Below are 20274 nucleotides of genomic sequence, written 5' to 3' on the forward strand. Positions count from 1 at the left end.
CTTCGATCTGATTCTCGCGAAGAATGCGGAACCGAAGAAGTAAATTAAACGCTCAATCATAGAGGGGGCTGCATGAGGTTATGTTGACCTTGTGCAGCCCCCTTTTTACAAAATAGATTTATTTGATTTTTTATTGATTTATATATTGATTTTTCTCTGCACTTAACTGCGAAAATACATATAGATACTTGATTCATATAAAATAATTTATTTGATTGTTTTATTGATAGTAATGCGATATAATATTGATCGGAAGAAGGTGAGAAGATGCCATTTCTTGATAATCAAATTGTTTCCATTATCCAAGAGGCGCGCGCATTTGAGAAGGAAACGCCGTGGATTGAGTTCAAGGTGAATCATGCGGCAACCCCCTTGGAGATCGGGGAGTACATCAGTGCGCTTTCCAACACCGCAGCACTTTACAACAAGACCCATGCGCTGATGATCTGGGGAATTGATGATGAGACGCACGAAATCCGTGGCACGGAGTTTCGACCTGCGCAGACGAGGCAGGGGAATCAGAGCTTGGAACTCTTCATCGGCACACAGCTTGAACCGCAGGTTCAGTTCTACTTTCACGAGGTCGTCATCGACGACTGCACACTTATTCTGTTGGAAATTCATGCGGCAAATGCTTCACCTGTAAAATTTCGCGGAATTGACTATATCCGCATAGATTCCCATAAAAAGAAATTGAAGGATTTTCCCGATACCGAGCGCGAGCTGTGGGCAACGCTCGGTCGAAAAGCGTTTGAAAGCATGATTGCATTGGAGGATATTCCCGCAGATTTTGTCCTGCGCCTCCTCAATTACCCCGCTTACTTTGATCTGTTATCCATGGATCTGCCGAATGATAAAGCCGGGATGATTGATGCGCTGCTGGCAGACCGCATGATCATCAAGAATATAACGGGGAACTATAATATTACCAATCTCGGCGCTATTCTCTTCGCACACGATCTATCTGCATTCCCGTCCTTGGAGCGAAAAGCGTTGCGCGTTATTCAGTACAGCGATCATACGCGCCTGTACGCGGGCAAGGAGCGTGTCTTCAAATCCGGCTATGCCGTCGGGTTTGAGAACTGTGTCACCTATGTTTACGATAATTTGCCGTCGAATGAGGTGATGGGAAGGGCGCTGCGAAAAAACATTCCTATGTATCCCGAGCTGGCGATACGAGAGAGCCTCGCCAACGCCCTGATTCATCAGAATTTTTTTCTGCATGGCACAGGCGTGATGGTTGAGATCTTCTCGGATCGTGTTGAGATTACAAATCCGGGTACGCCGCTTATTGAAACGAATCGGTTTCTGGACTATCCGCCGATCTCACGCAACGAGCAGCTGGCTGCTTTCATGCGGAGAATCGGTGTCTGTGAGGAACGCGGGAGCGGGTTTGATAAAATTGTTCATGCAACGGAGGTATACCAGCTTCCTGCACCTGAAATAATGGTATATGAGAATATGACACGGCTTACATTGTTCTCTCCGCGTACATTCAGTAAAATGAGCAAGGCAGATCGCTTGCGCGCCTGTTATCTCCATGCCTGTCTGCGGCGCGTTCAGCGAGAATACATGACGAATGCCTCGCTGCGGGAGCGGTTTGCCGTTCCGTCACGCAACAGTGCGATGATTTCGAGACTCCTGAGCGAAAGCTGCGAGGAGGGGCTTGTAAAGCTGGTGGATGAGGCGGAGACCGCTGCGCGAAGCCGCCGCTATATTCCATATTGGGCATAGGATGCAGAAAGGAAGCATTATGAACTACCGTAAAATTGGAGACCTCACAGTCTCATCCATCGGGCTCGGGTGCATGGGGATGAGTCACGCCTACGGCGCGCCGGGGGATAAGGTGGAGATGCGCGAACTGATTGCCGCTGCCGTGGATATGGGCATAACGCTCTTTGACACGGCGGAGGTGTACGGCACGCCTGACGATCCGCATGACAACGAGAAGCTCGTCGGCGCGGCGCTCGCGCCGTATCGGGACAAGGTCGTTCTTGCGACGAAGTTCGGCATTCACTTTGATATGAGCCTTCTGAAACAGGGGAAGAGTCCCATCGTCTCCGATGCGCGACCCGAGAAGATTCGTGCATCTGTGGACGGCTCGCTGCAGCGCCTCGGGACAGACTATATCGATCTCTACTATCAGCACCGCGTCGATCCGAAGATCCCTGCCGAGGAGGTCGCGGGCGTGATGGCGGATCTCATCGCGGAGGGGAAGATTCGACACTGGGGCATCTCCGAGGCGACGGAGGAGGACATTCGCCGCGCACATGCGGTCTGCCCACTCACAGCGGTACAGAACCGCTACTCGATGATGGCGCGCGCCTATGAGGCACTCTTCCCCGTACTTGAGGAGTTGAACATCGGCTTCGTCGCATTCTCGCCGTTTGCAAACGGCGTGCTCACGGGCGCGTACGATAAGTCCTCGACGTTCGAGGCGGGAGATATGCGCGCAAATATGCCGCAGTTCACGGCAGCGGCGATGGAGGAGAATGCGGCGCTGCTTGACCTCCTGCACGGGCTTGCAGCAGAGAAAGGCGCGACGAGCGGGCAGATCGCGCTCGCGTGGATGCTCTGCAAGAAGCCGTATATCGCACCGATTCCGGGCACGCGTAAGCGCACGCGCCTCGTGGAGAATGCGGGGGCGGCAGACATCGTGCTCTCGCCCGAGGAAGTTGCTGCGATAGATGAACGTCTTGGGGTGATTCCAATGTCGGCGGTTTTTGGCGTTATGCGCAGCTGACAGAGTGTGATTTTTGTCATAGATATATCTGGTTATATCACAGCTGAGTGATAAATTTTATATATGCTGAAAAAGAGCTGAAAGAGCGGTCAGGATTTCGTTTGGGAATGCTGACCGCTTATTACATCCCCAATTATCAGTAGATATGAAGCGGATTCAATTTTGAAATAGCTTACAGCTATAAAAAACTTTAATATGAAAAATGTATTTCCTGTATCGTTCAGAACTGTGATAAAATAAATTAGACTTATGGAAGGAATAGCTTATGGTCGAAATTCACTTTGATAACGTAAGTCAGAATTTTGAGGGGCGAGAAGTCCTGCGCCGGCTCAGCATTACCTTTCACGGAGGAATGGTGACGGCGGTCGCGGGCGCGAACGGGAGCGGGAAATCGACGCTTCTGCGTCTCGCGGCGCGGCTCATTCTGCCGACGAGCGGGACGATTGAGACATTTCGTGACGGCGTGGAGGTCAGGGGCGCAGAATACCGCGCAATGCTCGCGATGGCGACGCCGGAGATGGAGCTCTATACGCGCCTGACGGTGCGTGAGAACCTTGCGTTCCTCCTCTCTGTGCGCGGCGTACCGTGCGAGGAGTCGCATCTGGCGGATCTCCTCACACGTGTGGGACTGCCGACGGAGGTGCTGAACCGCAAAACGGGGCAGCTTTCGACGGGCATGCGTCAGCGCGTGCGTCTCGCCGTACTCCTCGGCGCGGATGCAGCAGTCTGGTTGCTCGATGAGCCGGGGCTTGCGCTCGATGAGCGTGGGCGCGCGCTCCTGCTTGGAGAGGTGCGTCAGGCGGCAGAGCGCAGACGGCTCATCCTGTGGGCGACAAATGATCGGGAGGAGAGGGAGGCGGCGGATGTCTGTGTCAGTCTTTGAGGCAGCGCGCCGCGTCGCATGGAAGGAACTCCTCGACGGCGTGCGTCACCGTGCGGGCTATGTGACGATGGGCATGTTCGCCCTCACGGTGATCGCCTTTATGAGTATGTCGCTCGCGGGTGCATCCGCAGACACGCGGCTCACGGCGGCGCTCCTCTGGATCGTCCTCTTCTTCGCGGCGACCCTGCAGGGTGAACGGCTTTTTGCGGAGGAGGATGCAGCGGGGACACTGCTCTTCCTGCGGATCTACATTCCGGCACAGGCGGTGCTCTTTGGCAAGATGGCGGCGCATTTCGTTACGCTGCTGATCCTTGCGGCAATCGTTTTGCCGCTTGTTCTTGTATTGATGGATGCGCCGTTTGTCCTCGATGCCGTGTTTTTCGCAGCACTTATTTTGGGACTCTGGGGCATGGCGGCGGCGGATACGCTGCTCGCGGCGGTCGCCGCAGGGGCGAGCGTGCGCGGGGGACTCGTTCCCGTCCTGCTGCTCCCATCCATGCTGCCGATTCTCCTGCCGGCGATTGCACTCACGGCGGGTGAGGGGGAGTCGGTGCTGCTCGGTGGTATGGCGATCTACGATATGGCGCTCACCGTGGGCGCGTCGATGCTGTTTGATTCTCTCTGGATTGAGCGTTAGTGAAAATCACTGAGAATAATGAAACTTCATGGAATGGAGGGCTGAAATGCTTGCGGGGGTAATCGGCGTTTTGACACTCATCGTACTCTATGCGGTGTTTTTCCTCGTTCCGCCCGCACAGGGCTTGGGCGACTATGTCCGTATTGCATTCTTCCACATCCCATGTGCGTGGGTTTCGGTCATTGCGTTTTTCTGCGCCGCCTACTGGGGCGCGCGCTATCTGAAAACTCGTGAGCTGCGCTTTGATGCGAGAAGTGCACGCTCAGCGGTGCTTGGACTCGTCTTTACACTCCTCGCCACAGGGAGCGGGGCAGTCTTCTCAAAGCTCACATGGGGCGCGTATTGGAATTGGGATCCGCGCCAGACGACGATCTTCGTCCTGCTCCTCATCTACGGTGCCTATGTGACGCTCCGACTGACCATACAGGACGAACGCGCACGCGCCTCTTCGTCGGCGGTGTACGCTCTCTTTTCCTTCATTTCGGTTCCATTCCTCGTCTTTATCCTGCCGCGCATGTTCTTCTCGTTGCATCCGTCGCCTGTCATCAACGGCACGGGGCGGCTCGATATGGACGCCGTCATGCTCGGGACGCTCATGCTCTCGCTGCTCGACGTGACGCTGATGTATGTCTGGCTTATGAAACGGGGGGCTCGTCATGCGTAAATATCTCTTTGCGGTACTCATTCTTGGGTTCATCGGCTACGCGGGATACTTCTTTGCGGACTCCGTGACGCCCTACGTCGGGATCGCCGACGCGCGTGCCTCTCAGCGCAATGTGCAGGTCAAGGGGTTGCCCGATACGGGCGTTGCACCTCATATGGAAAACGATACCTTTGTCTTCTCGATTGCGGATGAGGAGACAGGGGAGACGATGCTCGTACGCTACAAGGGCGTGAAGCCCGACAACTTTGACGAGGCATATCACATTGTAGCAATTGGAAAATATGCGGGCGATGCATTTGCGGCGGATAAGTTGCTCATCAAATGCCCGTCGAAATACGAGGCGGAAAAAGGAAAGGTTCACGTATGATCGGAACGGTACTCTTAGGCGCGGTTCTGCTCTTTGCACTCGGCGCTGTGCTCTCTGATGTGCAGGGGAATGCGCGCAGCAGCAGGATATGTGCCGGGTTTGCAGGGCTTGCATCCCTCGGGGCGGCAGTATTCCTCTTTGCAATTATTCTTGCGGATGATTTCAGTTACAGCTACGTTGTCTCTTACTCGTCGATTGATCTGCCGCTGCTCTATAAATTCTCGGCGTTCTGGGCGGGGCAGCAGGGCTCATTCCTGCTCTGGCTCGTGATTCACGCGCTCGTTGGCATCATTCTCGCACAGAGCGGGCGCATGACGGCAACGGGGCGTGCGATCTATCAGACGCTCACGGCACTGCTCGCCCTTTTGGTTCTGATGAAGAGCCCGTTCATCCCCGCCGATACAATTGTGCTCGACGGACACGGGATGAATCCTCTCTTGCAGGATCCGTGGATGGCGGTGCACCCGCCGATCATCTTTGTGGGCTACGCGCTGCTCGCCGTGCCCTTTGCCTACTCTCTTGAGAGCATGATAAAGGCACCGATGGATGCGGGCTTCCTCGCTCCGATGCGCCGCTGGACGCTCATCGCATGGGCATTCCTCGGTGCGGGCATCTTCATCGGCGGCTACTGGGCGTACAAGGTACTCGGCTGGGGCGGCTACTGGGGCTGGGATCCTGTCGAGAACTCCTCGCTCGTGCCGTGGCTGCTCGCCTGTGTCCTGCTCCATCTGATCTCGGTCGCACGGGAGCGGCGCGGAGCGTTCTACCTCGTGCATCTCGCCGCCGTCTTCTCCTACGCATTCGTCCTCTACGGGACATTCCTGACGCGCAGCGGCATTCTCGGCGACTTCTCCGTGCACTCCTTTGCGGGCTCGGATATTGGCTTCTACATCGCGCTCGCAAATGCGCTCATCCTCCTCGGCGGGCTTGGCGTGCTCATCCTGCGGATTGAGCGTCTGCCGAAGGGGGCACTTTACGAGCAGCACCGCAGCCGTGCCTTTCTCGTCCTGCTCGGGATGCTTCTCCTCGTATTCATTGTCGTTATCGTGTTTTTCGGAATGTCCATGCCGCTGATCTCTGGGCTGCTCGGGGAAAGTGCAGCGGTCGATACGAGCTACTACGTGCGTACCTCGCTTCCAATTGCGGTTCCGCTTGTTCTCCTCATGGCACTCGGCGTACTTCTTCCCTACGGCGGTGGACGCATCGCACGGCCTGTGTGGATCTTCGTGATCTCGGTCGGCGGCGGGATTCTTGCAGGGCTGGTCGGAGCAACGGATATTCTGTCGGTTCTGCTCTCTACATTTGCCGTGCTCGCCGTGGCTGCTGCTATTGAGGCATTTCGCCGTCAACAGATCGGATTGGGCGGGATGGTTGCTCACGTCGGCGCAGGTCTTGCATTCCTTGCCTTTATCCTCTCGGGGACGGGCAGTCAGACAACGACAGTCATCCTCATCCCTGATGAGCCACAGGAGGTCTACGGACACACGATCATCTATCGCGGGCAGATGTTTGCCGAGAGCGGCAATGAGAAATCCTACCGTTATGAAGTGGATGGTGTCCTGTACGAGGCAGTGACAAAGCTCCGTGCGAACGGCGAGGATGCGGCGCGCGAGCCTGCGATTGCGAGAAGCATTGTAGGGGATCTCTATATCGCGCCGTCACCGACCTCAGGGGGGCGCGCCGAGCTGATCCTTCATCGCGGCAAGACCGTTATGGGGATAAACGACTATGCCTATCGTTACGAATCCCTCGCGTTCGAGCCGCAGGGCAGCGGCAAGACTCTCGTCACGGCGCAGATTGCGCTGACGGACGGCGAGGAGGTCGACGATGCAGCCCCCACGATCCTTGCGACGGAGACGGGCGGGACATCCCAGCCGATCGAGGTGATGAACGGCAAGTTCCGTATTCGCCTCACGGGTGTATCGGCAGATGAACGTGACATCAGGATAGAGATCCTGCCCTCCGAGGCAGAGGAAGCGTCGCTTCCTGTTTCTGCCTCGGTCAGTACAAAGCCCGGCATCTCCATCCTTTGGCTTGCCTGTGTTCTCGTTACTGTCGGCGGCCTCTTGGCAGCAGCACAGGCGGAAAATCGGGGCAAAGGAGGTGGCTCGGAAGTCTAGGTTTGCAGAAATTATAGAAGGGAGGAAGGACACATGAATTTGAAGCAGTATGCAAAGGAGCATACGCTGCGCTGTATCATCGGTGCGTTTTTCGTGGGACTGTTCGCCGTCGGCGGCGGTATGCTCATGGACAAGGCATCGGCATCGCCGAAGTTCTGCGGTATGTGCCATGCCATGCAGCATGAGGCAAAGACACACGCGATGTCCTCACATGCGGACATCGCCTGCGTGGAGTGCCATCTGCCGCACGACAATATTGCCGTTTACTATTTTGAAAAGGGCAAAACAGGTATGCACGACACGCTCCATCAGGTGCTCGATGACTATCCCGTACACATCAAGATCTCCGATCACGGGCGGGATATCGTGAATGCCAACTGTCTGCGCTGCCATACATCGACCATGGGGGCGGTATGTCTGGACAGGGGCAAGGACGGAAATACAAATTGTACGAAGTGTCACAGTGGTATGCCGCATGGTTCCAATCCTTTAGAAGGGGGGATAAGAGTTGAGTAACAGAAAGAAAATCATCGCAGGTGTTGCCGGCGTCTGTGCCCTGTTCTTTGGATTTGTCGCTGTTCGCATCGGCGCACACCCGAACGATGACAGCATCAAACGCGTGCAGATCCAGGGCGATACCGCTGCCAAGATCGGCAAAGAGGCGTACAAGGACGCCTATCCGCTCCAGTACAACTCATTCATGAAAAACAATGAGGAATCTCCGTCGCCCACAGGCTACGGCGGCAGCATGGAGGGCAACAGTCATCTGGAGCACCAGCCCGAGATGCTTGAGAACTTTAAGGGCTATAAGTTTGCCATCCAGTATGACGACGACCGAGGGCATACGTATGCGGGCTACGATCTCCTGCATACGAAGAGGCTTCCGGGACAGAAGGGGAGTTGTCTACAGTGCAAGGGTTCGTATGTTTATGATGTGTACTTCAAAGAAGGTGGATGGGCGTATGCATCGAAGCCGTTTGATGAAGTTGCGGCTCCCATCACGATGGATGAGTGGTTTGGCTGCTCGACCTGCCACGATCCTGAGACGATGGAGCTGCGCGTTTATCAGCAGGGCTTCATTGAGTCGATGGCAAAGCGCGGCATTGATGTGAATGCGGCAAGTCACAACGATATGCGCGCCTACGTCTGCGCACAGTGCCATACGGAGTACTACTTCACTGCCGAGGACGGGCGTGTAGCGCATCCCTATGAGAACGGGCTTGATGCTGAGTCGGAGTACCAGTACTATCAGTCCGGTCAGGCGGGCGGATTCAAGGGCGACTGGGAGCATCCCGACTCGAAGACGATGATGCTCAAGGCGCAGCATCCGGAGTTTGAAACATGGGCGACGAGCGTTCATGCGGACGCAGGCATCACCTGCGTGGACTGCCATATGCCCTATATGCGCGATGGCGGCAAGAAGTACACCTCGCACTGGATGACGAGTCCGCTGAAGACCACGCAGCAGTCCTGTCTGAAGTGTCATGACGAGAGCGAGGAGACCCTCGTTGCACGCGTCAAGACCATCCATGACAACACGTTCAAACTGCAGCGCATCGCGGGACAGACCGTTGCGCGCGCACACCGCACGGTCAAGGCCGCGATGGATGCGGGCGTACCCGATGCAGCACTCGACGATGCACGCGCGAAGATCCGCGAAGCGCAGTGGTATTGGGATTGGGTCGCCGCCGAGAACGGCATGGGCTTCCACAACCCTGACAAGATCATGCGTACCCTCGGACTTGCGATTGACCTCGCACATCAGGCAATTGAGTCTGCAGAGGGCGCACGTTACGGCTTCCAGCCGCTCTGATCTGAGGGATCATTGATCTCGGAAACAAGCGCAAAAAAAAAGAATCGCCTCACAATGGGGCGATTCTTTTTTTGTCTATTTCACAGCATTCCACTCATCCAGATAAGGCGTAGCCCCAAGCCGAACATGGCGAGGGAGAGGAGGACGAGGATGACCTTCGACTTTGTCTTCTGCGAAAGCGCCGCGCCGATCTGCGCGCCGACGGCGGCACCAATCGAGATGCAGATCGCAGGCGTCCAGATGACGTGCCCGAGCCAGACGTGACTGATAACGCCGAACGCAGCGGAGGCGGCGAGAACGAAATGCGAGGTCGCCGTCGCCATGTGCACGGGGAAGCCGAGCAGGTAGACCATGAGCGGCACATGGATCACGCCGCCGCCGATGCCGAAAATGCTCGAGATGAAGCCGACGCCCGCGCTCGAACCAATGCCGAGCGAGCGGTTGAACGTAAAATTTGCGGGGAGTGTGTGAACATCCGTGTGCTTCTTGTGCGTCGCGTTCCAATACATAAGTGACGCCATCACCAGAAGGAACGTGCCATAGGATGCGTAGAGCATCGGCCCCGTAAAGTCGTCGACAATGTACGAGCCGAGGAATGCACCGGGCAGGGTTGCGAGCGCAAATGGCACGGCGGCGGGGAAGTAGACGCGCTGCTGACGGATGTAGGCGAGCGTCCCCGAGAGGGCGTTTGCAAACACGATGACGAGTGATGTGCCCGTGATCTGCGCCGCTGTGTGGAAGTACGGATAGACACCGCCGTCCGACAGAAAGAAGATGAAGATCGGCACGCAGATCAGCCCGCCGCCGATGCCGACGAGCGTTCCGAATGTGCCGACAAACAGTCCGAGCACGAGAAAAAGCAGAATATCAAGTCCCATAACAATCCCCCTAAAATGATTGATGTATTTGCCCATTATAGCACATAGGAAGTATTAGACAAGGGGCGGCAGTTGTGATATGATGAGCGCAAAGAAGCTCATTTCTTATTTTAAAGGATTCATTCATCGGAGCTTCTTTGATCTCAGCATGAAAGGAGGGCAGGGAACGGGGTGCCGGAATTTCCGGCAAGTAATCTTATGTACTAAAGAAAGAAGTGACAAGCAATGGTTACATTTCTTGGCGCGCTTGCAACGCTCATCGTGGGCTACATTGTGTATGGGGCGATCGTAGACCGAGCGTTTGGACGTACGGGGCAGACGGCTCCTGCGATTCGGCTCGAGGATGGCGTGGACTACATCCCGCTGCCGACGTGGAAGGTATTCCTCATCCAGCTGCTCAACATCGCAGGTCTTGGCCCGATCTTCGGTGCACTTGCGGGTGCGCTCTGGGGACCGAGCGTCTACCTCTGGATCGTCTTCGGTACGATCTTTGCAGGCGGCGTGCATGACTATCTCTCGGGCATGATCTCCTTCCGTGAGGACGGCAAGAGTCTCTCCGAGATCGTCGGCAAGAATCTGGGCAATATCATGCTTCAGATCATGCGCGTCTTCGCCATCGTCCTGCTCGTCCTCGTCGGCGTCGTCTTCATGACGGGGCCTGCGATGCTGCTTGCAAAACTCACGGGACAGGAAATGCTCGTATGGCTCGGCGTCATCTTCATCTACTACACGATGGCAACGCTGTTACCGATCGACAAGATCATCGCGCGATTCTACCCGCTCTTCGGCATCTGTCTCATCGTCATGGCGCTCGGCATCATGGGCGGTATGCTATTCGGCGTCGGCGGTCACGTCATGCCCGAGATGACAATCGAGAACCTGCATCCGAAACAGCTGCCGATCTGGCCGCTGCTCTTCATCACGGTTGCGTGCGGCGCGGTCTCGGGTTTCCACGCCACGCAGTCGCCGATCATGTCGCGCTGCCTCAAGGATGAGCGCATGGGACGCCCGGTCTTCTACGGCGCGATGGTCGCCGAGGGCATCATCGCACTCTGCTGGGCAGCTGCAGGCGTAACCTTCTATGATGGGACACCGGGACTTGGCGCCGCGCTCAAGGAGGCGGGGCCCGGCGGCGTCGTCTATGAGATCTGCAACGGCTTCATGGGCGTTGTCGGCATCGGCGGCGTCAGCATCGGCGCGGTTCTCGCCATGCTTGGCGTCATTGCCTGCCCGATCACCTCGGGCGACACGGCGTTCCGCTCCGCGCGTCTGACGCTCGCGGACTGGCTGAACATCCCGCAGAAGGAGGCACCGAAGCGCCTCATGATCGCCGTCCCGATGCTCGGCATCGGTCTCATCCTCTCGCAGATGGACTTCTCCATCATCTGGCGCTACTTCTCGTGGGCAAACCAGACACTCGCGATGATTACGCTCTGGATGGGCACGGCGTACCTCTACCTGCATAAGCCGGGATCGTATGCCTATGTCGTAGCACTTGTGCCTGCGATCTTCATGTCGGCGGTCACGACAACCTACCTCCTGCAGGCGCCCGAGGGCTTTGGTCTGCCGACCGACATCACCTATCCGGCGGGCATCGGCTTCGCCATCCTCTTCACAGCGCTCTTTGTCCGTGCATACATTCTGCGCAAGAGAACAGCCTAAGAGTATTATGATTCAGACCGCCGTGCAGATGTGCGGCGGTTTTTCTTGCAAATATTGGAATTTATGGTAAAATAGTACCATATTGGCAACGGAATGATAGCCGTTCGCATACAACCAATAAGGGAGGAACTATACACATGGCGAAGAATGAAGAGAAGGACGTGCAGGCGGAGGTTGCAGAGACAGCTGCTCCCCAGGGTCCGGCAAAGGCGGAGAAGTTCCAGGCATTCCTGAAGGAAAATGAGCTCAACTTCTTTGGCGAACCGCAGTCCTTTGAGGATGAATATCACACGACGCGTTTCAACTCGACCATCGAGGTCAAGGGGCAGAAAATGCCCATGGCAATCTTCATCGACGATACCGTGTTCACGATCATCCGCACGAATGTTGCATCGGGCATCAATGAGAAGAACGTCGAGCGGATCAAGAACTATCTCAACGCGCTCAACGCGGAGTACAAGGTATTCAAGTACTATCTCCGCGAGGACGGCAGCATCTACCTCGACATCTGCGTGCCGTGCGTCACGGATACCTTCGACGGGGTCATGATGCACACGTTGCTCGGTATTCTCGTGCAGCATCTCGAGGCTGTCTATGAGGATCTCATGGCAGAGGTCTGGGCGAAGAACTGAACGAACTTTTGAGGGACTGTCTGCGGACAGTCTCTTTTTGTGTCTTGATTTTCATTTCAAATCTGAGTACAATAAAGCACGGTAAAGATAGCGAAAGAGGAGGGGTGGCATGGATCTAAAGAAGCTGATCGGCGGGCGGCAGTTCTGGTCGCTGATCGCCGTCCTGCTCATCCTGCTGGGCACGCTGCTGATCGTCGGACATCCGAAGGAGGAGGCGGCACCCGCACCGCTGCCCCCGCCTGAGGACGATGTGAAGGTGCTCGTGCTCAACTATCACATGGTGAACTCCATGTTCATCTCACTTGCGATTGAGCCGGAGGACTTCGACTGGCAGATGAAATATCTCGTCGATCACGGCTATCACACGATCAGCCCTGATGAGCTCTATGACTTTCTCACGGGGCAGGGGACGCTGCCCGACCGACCAGTGCTCATCACCTTTGACGACGGCTATGTGGACAACTATACGAACGCCTATCCGATTTTGAAAAAATACAATCTCAAGGCGACGATCTTCGTTGTGACAGGCTTCCTCAGCAAACGCAATGGTTATCTCACGTGGGATCAGCTGCGCGAGATGGAGCAGAACGGCATTACGATCGAGTCCCATACCGTGACTCATGCGCCGTTGCCCGATCTGCCCGACGAGCGCATCCGTGAGGAACTCGTCGAGTCAAAGCGGCAGGCGGAGGCGGAGCTCGGACATCCCATCGAGTTCATCGCCTATCCGACAGGCGCGCACGATCTCCATATCGTCGGGATTGCGCAGGAAGCGGGATATAAGGGTGGATTTACGGTCAAATACGGCAATGTGGATCGCGCGAGCAATGTCTACGCGCTCGAACGCGTACCCATTTTCCGCACAGCTGCAACGAATACAGACTTCGTTGATCGCCTACGCTACACCTCGAATATCACACAGTTTGGCTGGACGCGGAACTGAAGAATATTTTTCATTTATGAGTTTTGATTCAAATTTGATGAAACAAGAGCGTTATAGCTTTGCAAAACAATGACATTATGCTATAATGACGAAGACTGAATACGTAGACAGGATGTTCACGAGGAAACATGGATACTCTGATCCTCCTGTATGCGTTTCGGCGATTCATTGGATTGTGGGAGATTCCCGCAAAGGAGGAAACAGTATGAAGAAGACAATGGTAGCCGCTCTGGCAGCGGCACTGACGATCGGTGCTGCGTCCACGACGTTCGCGGCGGCAAACCCGTTCTCGGATGTGCCCCGTGACCACTGGGCATATGACGCTGTGACGCAGCTCGCTGCAGACGGCATCGTCGAGGGCTACGGCGACGGAACGTATCGCGGCGACCGCAACATCACGCGTTACGAGATGGCGCAGATGACGGCAAAGGCGATGGCGAAAGGCGATATGTCCGCATCGGATCGCGCGCTCGTTGACCGCCTCGCAGCTGAGTTCGCAGACGAGCTCAACAACCTCGGCGTTCGCGTTTCGAACCTCGAGAAGAACTCTGACATGGTGAAGTGGACGGGTGAACTTCGTTATCGCTACTGGAGTTTCCGTCATGAGGATGCGGCGAAGAAGAATAAGGATCAGCTTCAGCTCCGCCTCTTCCCGACGGCAGAGGTTAATGACCACTGGAAGGTCAAGGCTCGTCTGACGGCAAGCAACAACATGAAGACGGATGAGAGCGGTAGCGTTGGTCTCACCTATGCCTATGCAGACGGCAGCTACGATAAGTTCAACGTAAAGCTCGGCAAGATGCCGCTCTTCTCGGCTGCGGACGATGGTCTCGTTGTCGATAGCTTCTTCTCGGGGGCACAGGTCAGCTTTGGCAACAAGCTCAAGGCAACGATTGAAGCAGGTCGCTGGGATCTTAGCAATGCCAACAAGGGGATTGGTGCAGCGACGGATAAGGCTGCCAACTATCAGGGCATTGACCTGGGCTACGCGGCAGGCAACCTTTCTGTTGGTGCTTCCTATCGCCAGTTCTCCAGCGATGCATTTAAGTTTGCAAATAGGTACAATACATCCGGAGAACTGGAAGATAAAGCAACGATTTGGTCGATCGGCGGCAAGTATCGTTTCGATAAGAATCTCGCACTTGCCGGTGCCTATGCACAGAACACGAAGGCGGATGAACTTAAGAAATCCGGCAGCGTCGAGCTCGACTACAAGGGTACGAAGAACTCCGATATGGGTTCGTGGGGCGCATACCTCGCCTATCGCCATGTCGGCGCGAATGTAAGTCTTGCATCGACTTATTCGACGGATCATCTTGGCAACGGGCACACGTTATATGGAACGAAGGGCATTGACCTTGGCATTGGCTATGTTCCGTTCAAGAATGTCCTGACGCAGTTGCAGTATTTCCGCGGCAAGGAGCTTGTCACGGACGATAAAGTTCAGACCCTCTATGGACGTGTCAGCTTCTTCTTCTAAGATAGGTTGATCGGCGGTTTACCGCATAGTAAAAGAGCACCGCAATCGCAGTGCTCTTTTACTATGCCCTTTTACAGAATCTCACGCAGTATCCATGGAATCAATGGCTCACGGCAGGGTGGAGCGATCCGATCTGCCGCCGCCTTTGCGTCGTCTGAGGCATCCTCGGGGGCGATGCCCGTGTCTGCCATGCGCAGCAGTTCCACGTCGTTCTCGTAGTCACCGCAGGCGATGATGCGCCGCCCCGCGTAGGCGGGCATTGCATGCAGCACCTCCGCCATCGCTCCTTTGCTCGTCCCGGGCGGGACGAACTCGAGGTAGTTTGCCTCGGAGTAGAAGGAGGTGGAGCATCTGTCAATGCCGAGCTCCTGTGCCAGCCGCTCGACGAAGCTCAGATTGATCGGCGCATCGCAGATGAAGAATTTCAGCCATGTCTCTTGTTCGACAGCTTTCAGTGTCGTGTGATTCACATTGTAGAACTCGTCGTCGAGACGCGGGTCGTCGTTCGCCTCGGGGCTGAGGATGTTGCACTGCTCTGCGGTATAGACCTCGACGCAGGCGCGCGGGAACTGGTAGAGGACGCGCGCGGCGAATGTCCGCCAGATGTCGCCGTCGAGGGTGCGCGTCTCAAGCACCTCATTCGTCGCAAGGTCTTTCAGCATCGCACCGTTGAAGAAGATGCTCGGCGCATTGACCGTGATGCTCTCGAGGTAGGGGAGGGCGGACTCGGGCGTGCGCCCCGTCGCTGCTGCAAATGCGCCGCCTGCGGCGGTGAACGCGTTGATGGCGCGCACATTCTCCTCGGAGATCATCTCATAGCGTGGGATCAGCGTGCCGTCGAGATCGCTGATCAGAAGGATATCGTCATATCTTTTTTCGCTCATATTGCCTCGATGTCCGTCAGATAGTTCTCCATCATTGCGCGTCCGTCGTGCGTCAGGATGGACTCGGGATGGAACTGGATGCCCTCGATGGGGAGGGTCTTGTGCCGCACGCCCATGATCGTGCCGTCGCCAAGATCGCTCGTGATCTCAAGCACGTCAGGCAGACTCTCGCGTTCGATGATGAGGGAATGGTAGCGCGCGACCTGCGTGCCCGCATGGATGTTGCGGTAGATGCCCGTGCCGTGGTGGCGGATGGGGGATGCCTTGCCGTGGACGATTTCCTTCGCGCGAATGACGCGACCGCCAAACACCTCGCCGATTGCCTGATGGCCGAGGCAGATGCCGAGGATCGGGATCTCGCCGCCGAGTTCGCGGATCACGTCCTCTGTGATTCCTGCATCCTTCGGCAGCCCGGGTCCGGGGGAGATGACGATGCCCTTGTATTTTTTCGTACGGATTTCATCGACCGTCGTCACGTCATTGCGGACGACCTCGACCTCTGCGCCGATATTCGTGAGCAGCTGATAGACGTTGTAGGTGAAGGAGTCGTAGTTATCAAGCAAAAGCAGCATTGTTCTCCACCTCCTCTACGACCTCGAAGAGCGCCTTCGCCTTTTGCAGGATCTCGAGGTATTCGCTCTCGGGTACGGAGTCCTTGACGATGCCCGCCCCCGACTGGATGATTGCTGTGTCGTCGCTTACGATGCACATGGTGCGGAGCGTGATGCACATATCCATATTGCCGCGAAAATCCATGTAGCCGACGGTGCCGGCGTAGAAGCTGCGATGCTCCTGCTCCTGCTCGTGGATGATCTCCATCGCGCGCAGCTTCGGCGCGCCACTGACCGTCCCTGCGGGGAAGGTGGCGCGCAGCACGTCCATCGGGGCGTATGCAGGGGCGATCTCTCCGACGACGCTGCTCACCATATGCGAGACATGGGAGAAGCGCTCGACCTCCATGAGCTTCGGCACGCGCACAGTGCCGGGGACGCTGATGCGCCCGAGGTCGTTGCGCGCGAGGTCGACGAGCATGGCGTGCTCGGCGCACTCTTTCGCATCGGAGCGAAGATCCGTGGCAAGCAGCGCATCCTCCTCTTCGGTCTTGCCGCGCTTGCGCGTGCCGGCAATGGGGTAGGTGTAGACGGTACTGCCGGAGACCTTGATGAGCATCTCGGGGGAGGCACCGACGAGCTTGATCTCGCCGAAGTTGTAGTAGAACATATAGGGCGAGGGGTTGACCTGCCGTAGCCGTCGATAGAAGAGGAATGCGGGGCGCGTGATCTTCTCGCGGAAGCGGAAGGACGGCACCGCTTGAAAGATATCGCCTGCATAGATATGTTCCTTGATTGTGTCGACTGTATGCAGGAAATCCTCGGGTGCCTTTCTGTAGCGCGCCATAAAGTCGACGGGGCTCGTGCGCATCGATGGCGCAGCGTCGGGCGGCGTGAATGGTGCAGCGAGGCGTGTGCGCATGGCGGCGAGACGCTCGCCAATTGCTTCGTAGACCTCGCCTGCATCGTCCCCCGCGTCGAGACCTGCGATATAGTGGAGGCGCGCACTGTTTTTGAGTGCATCATAGACAACGAGGTAGCGGCACATCATAAACTGACCGAGCAGCTCCTCTGCGCCGATCTCCACCCCGCGCACGCGGTCAAAGGTCGCGGCTGTCTCGTAGGTGAAATAGCCTGCAAGCCCTCCGTGGACGAGGGGCAGTGCCTCCCCGTCCGTGACAGCGGGCGTGAAGCGCGCGGCGTATGCCTTCATCGTCTCGTGCGGCGCACCCGCGATGCTCTTCATGAGACCGTTCTCACTGATGAGGAGTTTGTCCGCAAAGACCTGCAGGCGTACGAACGGCTCACCACCGATGAAGGAGTATCGGCCGAACTGCTGCTGCGTCGTGTCGACGGACTCCATGATGTAGCCCATCTCCGCGCCGACGAGCTTATAGTAGATCGAGACAGGCGTATCGAGATCCATCGTCAGCTCGGTGGAGACGGAGATGAGATTCGCCGTCTGTGCCGCCGCAATGAACTCCTCCTTTGTCAGACTCAGCTTCATTTGTTGATCTCCATGACAACGTCCCGCTCCTTGCGTCCGAGCACCCAGCCGAGCACCTTGAGCTCGGCGTAGAGCATCTGCTGCTGCTCGCGGTTGTTCTCACGGCTGAATTTGAGCTGTTTGTACTGCTGGCGTCCGAGGTTGTAGCGTGCGAGGATCTCTGCCTCACTGCGCATCTTGTGGCGGCCGCCCGCATGCATGCGCACGAGCTCCTCCACTTCTGCCTCGCCGTAGGTCGGGGGCTTTGGCGGTGCCGCCATCTGTCGTACGAGGTCGGTGATCTCGCGGTCATTCATGGTCATAGCTGTCTCCTTTACTTACCTGCGGCGACCCAAGCCCATATTGTTACGACTTTGCGCCGCGCGCTTCCAAATAGCGTATCATCGCCTCTGCAACGTGCTTGGAGTCCTTTACCACCTGCACGACGTTCCAGGGGCCGAGCACCACGTCGCCCGCAGAGAAGACGCCGTCGCGCTCCGTCATGCCGTTCTCGTCGACCTTGACGAGCCCCTTCTCGTTGAGCGTAATGCCCGTCGTCGAGCGGACAATCTTGTCCTTTGCCGCCTGACTTGCCGCGATGACCGTGCTGTCGGCGGGGATGAGATAGGGCTCGCCCTCGCTGATGAGGTTCTGGTTCTCGTCAAAGACGCGGTCGTACAGCATCGGTCCCTCGGGCGTGACGGAGTGGATGCCCTTGCCGTACTGAATCTCGCAGCCGTCCATCAGCGCGTATTCGAGCTCGCGCTCGCTTGCAGAGATGCCGTTGCGCCGCGCATAGATCGTGACGTAGCGGCTGCCCTTGCGGATCGCCGTGCGCGCTACGTCCATCGCCGAGTTGCCCGAGCCGATGACGGCGACGCGGTCACCGAGGCGGTACACATCGGGATTCTGGAGGTAGTTGACCGCATAGTGGCAGTTGCCGAGCGTCTCGCCGTGGATGCCGAGACTCTTCGCGCGCCATGCACCCGTGCCCATAAAGATCGCCTCGTAGCCGTCGCGGAACAGGTTGTCCACTGTGAGCGCACCGCCAATCGTCGTGTTCGGACGAATGTGGATGCCGAGCGTGTGCAGCTTTTCGCCGTAGCGGTCGATCGTCGAGGGCGGCAGACGGAAATCGGGGATGCCATAGCGCAGCATGCCGCCGATCTTCTGCATGCGCTCGAACATCGTAACGCCGTAGCCCTCCTGCGCGAGCTTGACCGCGACCACGATGCCCGCAGGACCCGCACCGATCACGGCGACATTGTGCCCGTTGTACGATTTGCGCGTGAGGACGAGCTTGTCGAGGTAGGTGTCCGAGATGTAGTGCTCGATGCTCGAAATCTGGACGGGTGCGCCGCGCCGTCCCTGAATGCAGTTGCCCTCGCACTGCGCGTCGTGGTCGCAGACGAGCGAGCAGAAGACACTCATCGGATTGTTGTCGTAGAGCATCGCGCCCGCCTCGTTGATCTTGCCGTCGAGGAAAAGGCGGATCATCTCCGGCACATTCGTCTGCACGGGGCAGCCCTTTACGCGACAGAGCGGCTTTTTGCACTGGAGGCAACGGCGTGCCTCGTTGATGACGTGAACAGCCATTGTTAGTGGCTCCTTTCGTTGCATCGCTTGCTAAAATATTGTATACACGGTGCTTATTATAGCACAATTCAATCGTCCTGTCATAGAAGTGAGAGAAGAAAAGAACTTCTTTTGCTCGGTTGTACTTCGATGGGAACGCCGCACTTGCAGTGACCCCTTTCCTGTTGTATGATAGGAGCATAGATAAAGGAGGCGTTCCCATGGGAAAAGCGATGATTATTGGTGCCGGCGGCGTTGCGAGCGTTGCCGTGCATAAATGCTGTCAGAATCCGGAGGTCTTTGAGGAGATCCTCATTGCCTCGCGCACAAAGTCGAAATGCGATGCGTTGAAGGCGAAGCTGGACGGCGGCAAGACGAAGATCGAGACCGCCGCCGTGGACGCGGACAACGTGCCGGAGCTGACCGCACTCATCCGCGAATTCAAGCCGGATGTCGTGCTGAACCTCGCGCTCCCGTATCAGGATCTGCACGTCATGGACGCGTGCCTTGCGGCGGGCGTGCATTACGTCGACACGGCGAACTACGAGCCCGAGGACACGGCGAAATTCGAGTACAGCTGGCAGTGGGCGTATGCGGATCGGTTCCGCGAGGCGGGGCTCACGGCGCTGCTCGGCTCGGGCTTCGACCCCGGCGTCACGGGTGTGTTCAGCGCGTACGCGATGAAGCATGAGTTTGACGAGATCAACTACATCGACATCCTCGACTGCAACGGCGGCGATCACGGCTATCCCTTTGCGACGAACTTCAATCCCGAGATCAACATCCGCGAGGTCTCGGCGAAGGGAAGCTACTGGGAGAACGGGGGCGTGGGTCGAGACCGAGCCGATGGAGATCAAGCGTGTCTATGACTTTGCCGAGGTCGGTCAGAAGGATATGTACCTCCTGCACCACGAGGAACTAGAGTCGCTCGCGAAAAATATCAAAGGCATCAAGCG

General features: G+C 56.8%; 19 protein-coding genes and 1 pseudogene. 14 read left to right on the forward strand and 6 right to left on the reverse strand.

All coding sequences use genetic code 11. From position 1 onward, the window contains the following. The first annotated feature begins 267 nt into the window (after nt 1–267). The 9 genes from AXF19_RS08830 to AXF19_RS08870 all read left to right on the forward strand — a co-directional run bounded on the left by AXF19_RS08830 (nt 268) and on the right by AXF19_RS08870 (nt 9227). Nucleotides 268–1734: an ATP-binding protein gene (locus tag AXF19_RS08830; RefSeq protein WP_066847804.1), complete on the forward strand. Its 1467-nt coding sequence runs from the start codon at nt 268–270 to the stop codon at nt 1732–1734. 19 nt (nt 1735–1753) lie between these two features. Beyond that, the gene (locus tag AXF19_RS08835; protein WP_066847807.1) at nt 1754–2743 is read left to right on the forward strand and encodes an aldo/keto reductase; all 990 of its coding nucleotides are present in this window, start codon (nt 1754–1756) and stop codon (nt 2741–2743) included. Between the two features lie 265 nt (nt 2744–3008). After that, nucleotides 3009–3626 carry an ABC transporter ATP-binding protein gene (locus AXF19_RS08840; protein ID WP_066847810.1) on the forward strand — a complete coding sequence of 206 codons (618 nt, stop codon included), beginning with the start codon at nt 3009–3011 and terminating at the stop codon, nt 3624–3626. Continuing rightward, nucleotides 3607–4263 (forward strand): heme exporter protein CcmB, encoded by a 657-nt coding sequence (locus AXF19_RS08845; protein WP_066847813.1) that lies wholly within the window; start codon nt 3607–3609, stop codon nt 4261–4263. The genes AXF19_RS08840 and AXF19_RS08845 overlap by 20 nt, the downstream gene beginning before the upstream one ends. A gap of 46 nt (nt 4264–4309) precedes the next feature. Beyond that, the gene (locus tag AXF19_RS08850; RefSeq protein ID WP_066847816.1) at nt 4310–4927 is read left to right on the forward strand and encodes a cytochrome c biogenesis protein; all 618 of its coding nucleotides are present in this window, start codon (nt 4310–4312) and stop codon (nt 4925–4927) included. After that, nucleotides 4920–5294 (forward strand): cytochrome c maturation protein CcmE domain-containing protein, encoded by a 375-nt coding sequence (locus AXF19_RS08855; protein ID WP_066847819.1) that lies wholly within the window; start codon nt 4920–4922, stop codon nt 5292–5294. The genes AXF19_RS08850 and AXF19_RS08855 overlap by 8 nt, the downstream gene beginning before the upstream one ends. After that, nucleotides 5291–7414, forward strand: a complete 2124-nt coding sequence (gene ccsA / locus AXF19_RS08860) for a cytochrome c biogenesis protein CcsA (protein WP_066847822.1) — start codon at nt 5291–5293, stop codon at nt 7412–7414. Before AXF19_RS08855 ends, ccsA begins: the two co-directional genes overlap by 4 nt. Before the next feature lie 33 nt (nt 7415–7447). Then, nucleotides 7448–7930 (forward strand): cytochrome c3 family protein, encoded by a 483-nt coding sequence (locus AXF19_RS08865; RefSeq protein ID WP_066847824.1) that lies wholly within the window; start codon nt 7448–7450, stop codon nt 7928–7930. Then, entirely contained in the window at nt 7923–9227 is a 1305-nt protein-coding gene (locus AXF19_RS08870; RefSeq protein WP_066847827.1) for an ammonia-forming cytochrome c nitrite reductase subunit c552, read from the forward strand. Before AXF19_RS08865 ends, AXF19_RS08870 begins: the two co-directional genes overlap by 8 nt. Nucleotides 9228–9307: 80 nt before the next feature. Here the strand turns inward: AXF19_RS08870 and AXF19_RS08875 are convergent, their stop codons facing one another. After that, complete coding sequence (locus tag AXF19_RS08875) at nt 9308–10105, reverse strand: sulfite exporter TauE/SafE family protein (RefSeq protein ID WP_066847830.1); 798 nt, start codon at nt 10103–10105, stop codon at nt 9308–9310. 225 nt (nt 10106–10330) lie between these two features. Here AXF19_RS08875 and AXF19_RS08880 point away from each other — a divergent pair, with 225 nt between their 5' ends. The 4 genes from AXF19_RS08880 (at nt 10331) to AXF19_RS08895 (ending at nt 14822) form a co-directional block, all read left to right on the forward strand. Beyond that, a complete protein-coding gene (locus AXF19_RS08880) occupies nt 10331–11767 on the forward strand; it encodes a carbon starvation CstA family protein (protein WP_066847832.1) in 1437 nt (478 codons plus the stop codon). A 137-nt stretch (nt 11768–11904) separates the two neighbouring features. Further along, nucleotides 11905–12399, forward strand: a complete 495-nt coding sequence (locus tag AXF19_RS08885; RefSeq protein ID WP_066847835.1) for a hypothetical protein — start codon at nt 11905–11907, stop codon at nt 12397–12399. Nucleotides 12400–12508: 109 nt separating this feature from the next. Beyond that, entirely contained in the window at nt 12509–13342 is an 834-nt protein-coding gene (locus AXF19_RS08890) for a polysaccharide deacetylase family protein (protein ID WP_066847838.1), read from the forward strand. Nucleotides 13343–13547: 205 nt separating this feature from the next. Then, a complete protein-coding gene (locus AXF19_RS08895) occupies nt 13548–14822 on the forward strand; it encodes an S-layer homology domain-containing protein (protein WP_066847847.1) in 1275 nt (424 codons plus the stop codon). A gap of 71 nt (nt 14823–14893) precedes the next feature. On the opposite strand, the gene AXF19_RS08900 is transcribed toward AXF19_RS08895, so the two are convergent. Genes AXF19_RS08900 through AXF19_RS08920 form a run of 5 tightly spaced genes read right to left on the reverse strand, consistent with a single transcriptional unit; the run spans nt 14894 to nt 19339 of the window. Beyond that, on the reverse strand, nt 14894–15706 hold the full coding sequence (locus tag AXF19_RS08900) for an HAD-IIB family hydrolase (protein ID WP_066847850.1): 813 nt from the start codon (nt 15704–15706) through the stop codon (nt 14894–14896). Then, entirely contained in the window at nt 15703–16278 is a 576-nt protein-coding gene (locus AXF19_RS08905) for an anthranilate synthase component II (RefSeq protein ID WP_066847853.1), read from the reverse strand. The genes AXF19_RS08900 and AXF19_RS08905 overlap by 4 nt, the downstream gene beginning before the upstream one ends. Further along, nucleotides 16262–17764 (reverse strand): anthranilate synthase component I family protein, encoded by a 1503-nt coding sequence (locus AXF19_RS08910; protein WP_066847856.1) that lies wholly within the window; start codon nt 17762–17764, stop codon nt 16262–16264. Before AXF19_RS08910 ends, AXF19_RS08905 begins: the two co-directional genes overlap by 17 nt. After that, on the reverse strand, nt 17761–18066 hold the full coding sequence (locus AXF19_RS08915; protein WP_066847859.1) for a hypothetical protein: 306 nt from the start codon (nt 18064–18066) through the stop codon (nt 17761–17763). The genes AXF19_RS08910 and AXF19_RS08915 overlap by 4 nt, the downstream gene beginning before the upstream one ends. A gap of 43 nt (nt 18067–18109) precedes the next feature. Beyond that, nucleotides 18110–19339 carry an FAD-dependent oxidoreductase gene (locus tag AXF19_RS08920; RefSeq protein ID WP_066847861.1) on the reverse strand — a complete coding sequence of 410 codons (1230 nt, stop codon included), beginning with the start codon at nt 19337–19339 and terminating at the stop codon, nt 18110–18112. 200 nt (nt 19340–19539) lie between these two features. On the opposite strand from AXF19_RS08920, the pseudogene AXF19_RS08925 reads away from it, so the two are divergent. Further along, nucleotides 19540–20274, forward strand: a pseudogene (locus tag AXF19_RS08925) (saccharopine dehydrogenase family protein); the annotation flags it as partial.

Source organism: Selenomonas sp. oral taxon 126, from assembly GCF_001683335.1.
Classification (GTDB): domain Bacteria; phylum Bacillota; class Negativicutes; order Selenomonadales; family Selenomonadaceae; genus Centipeda.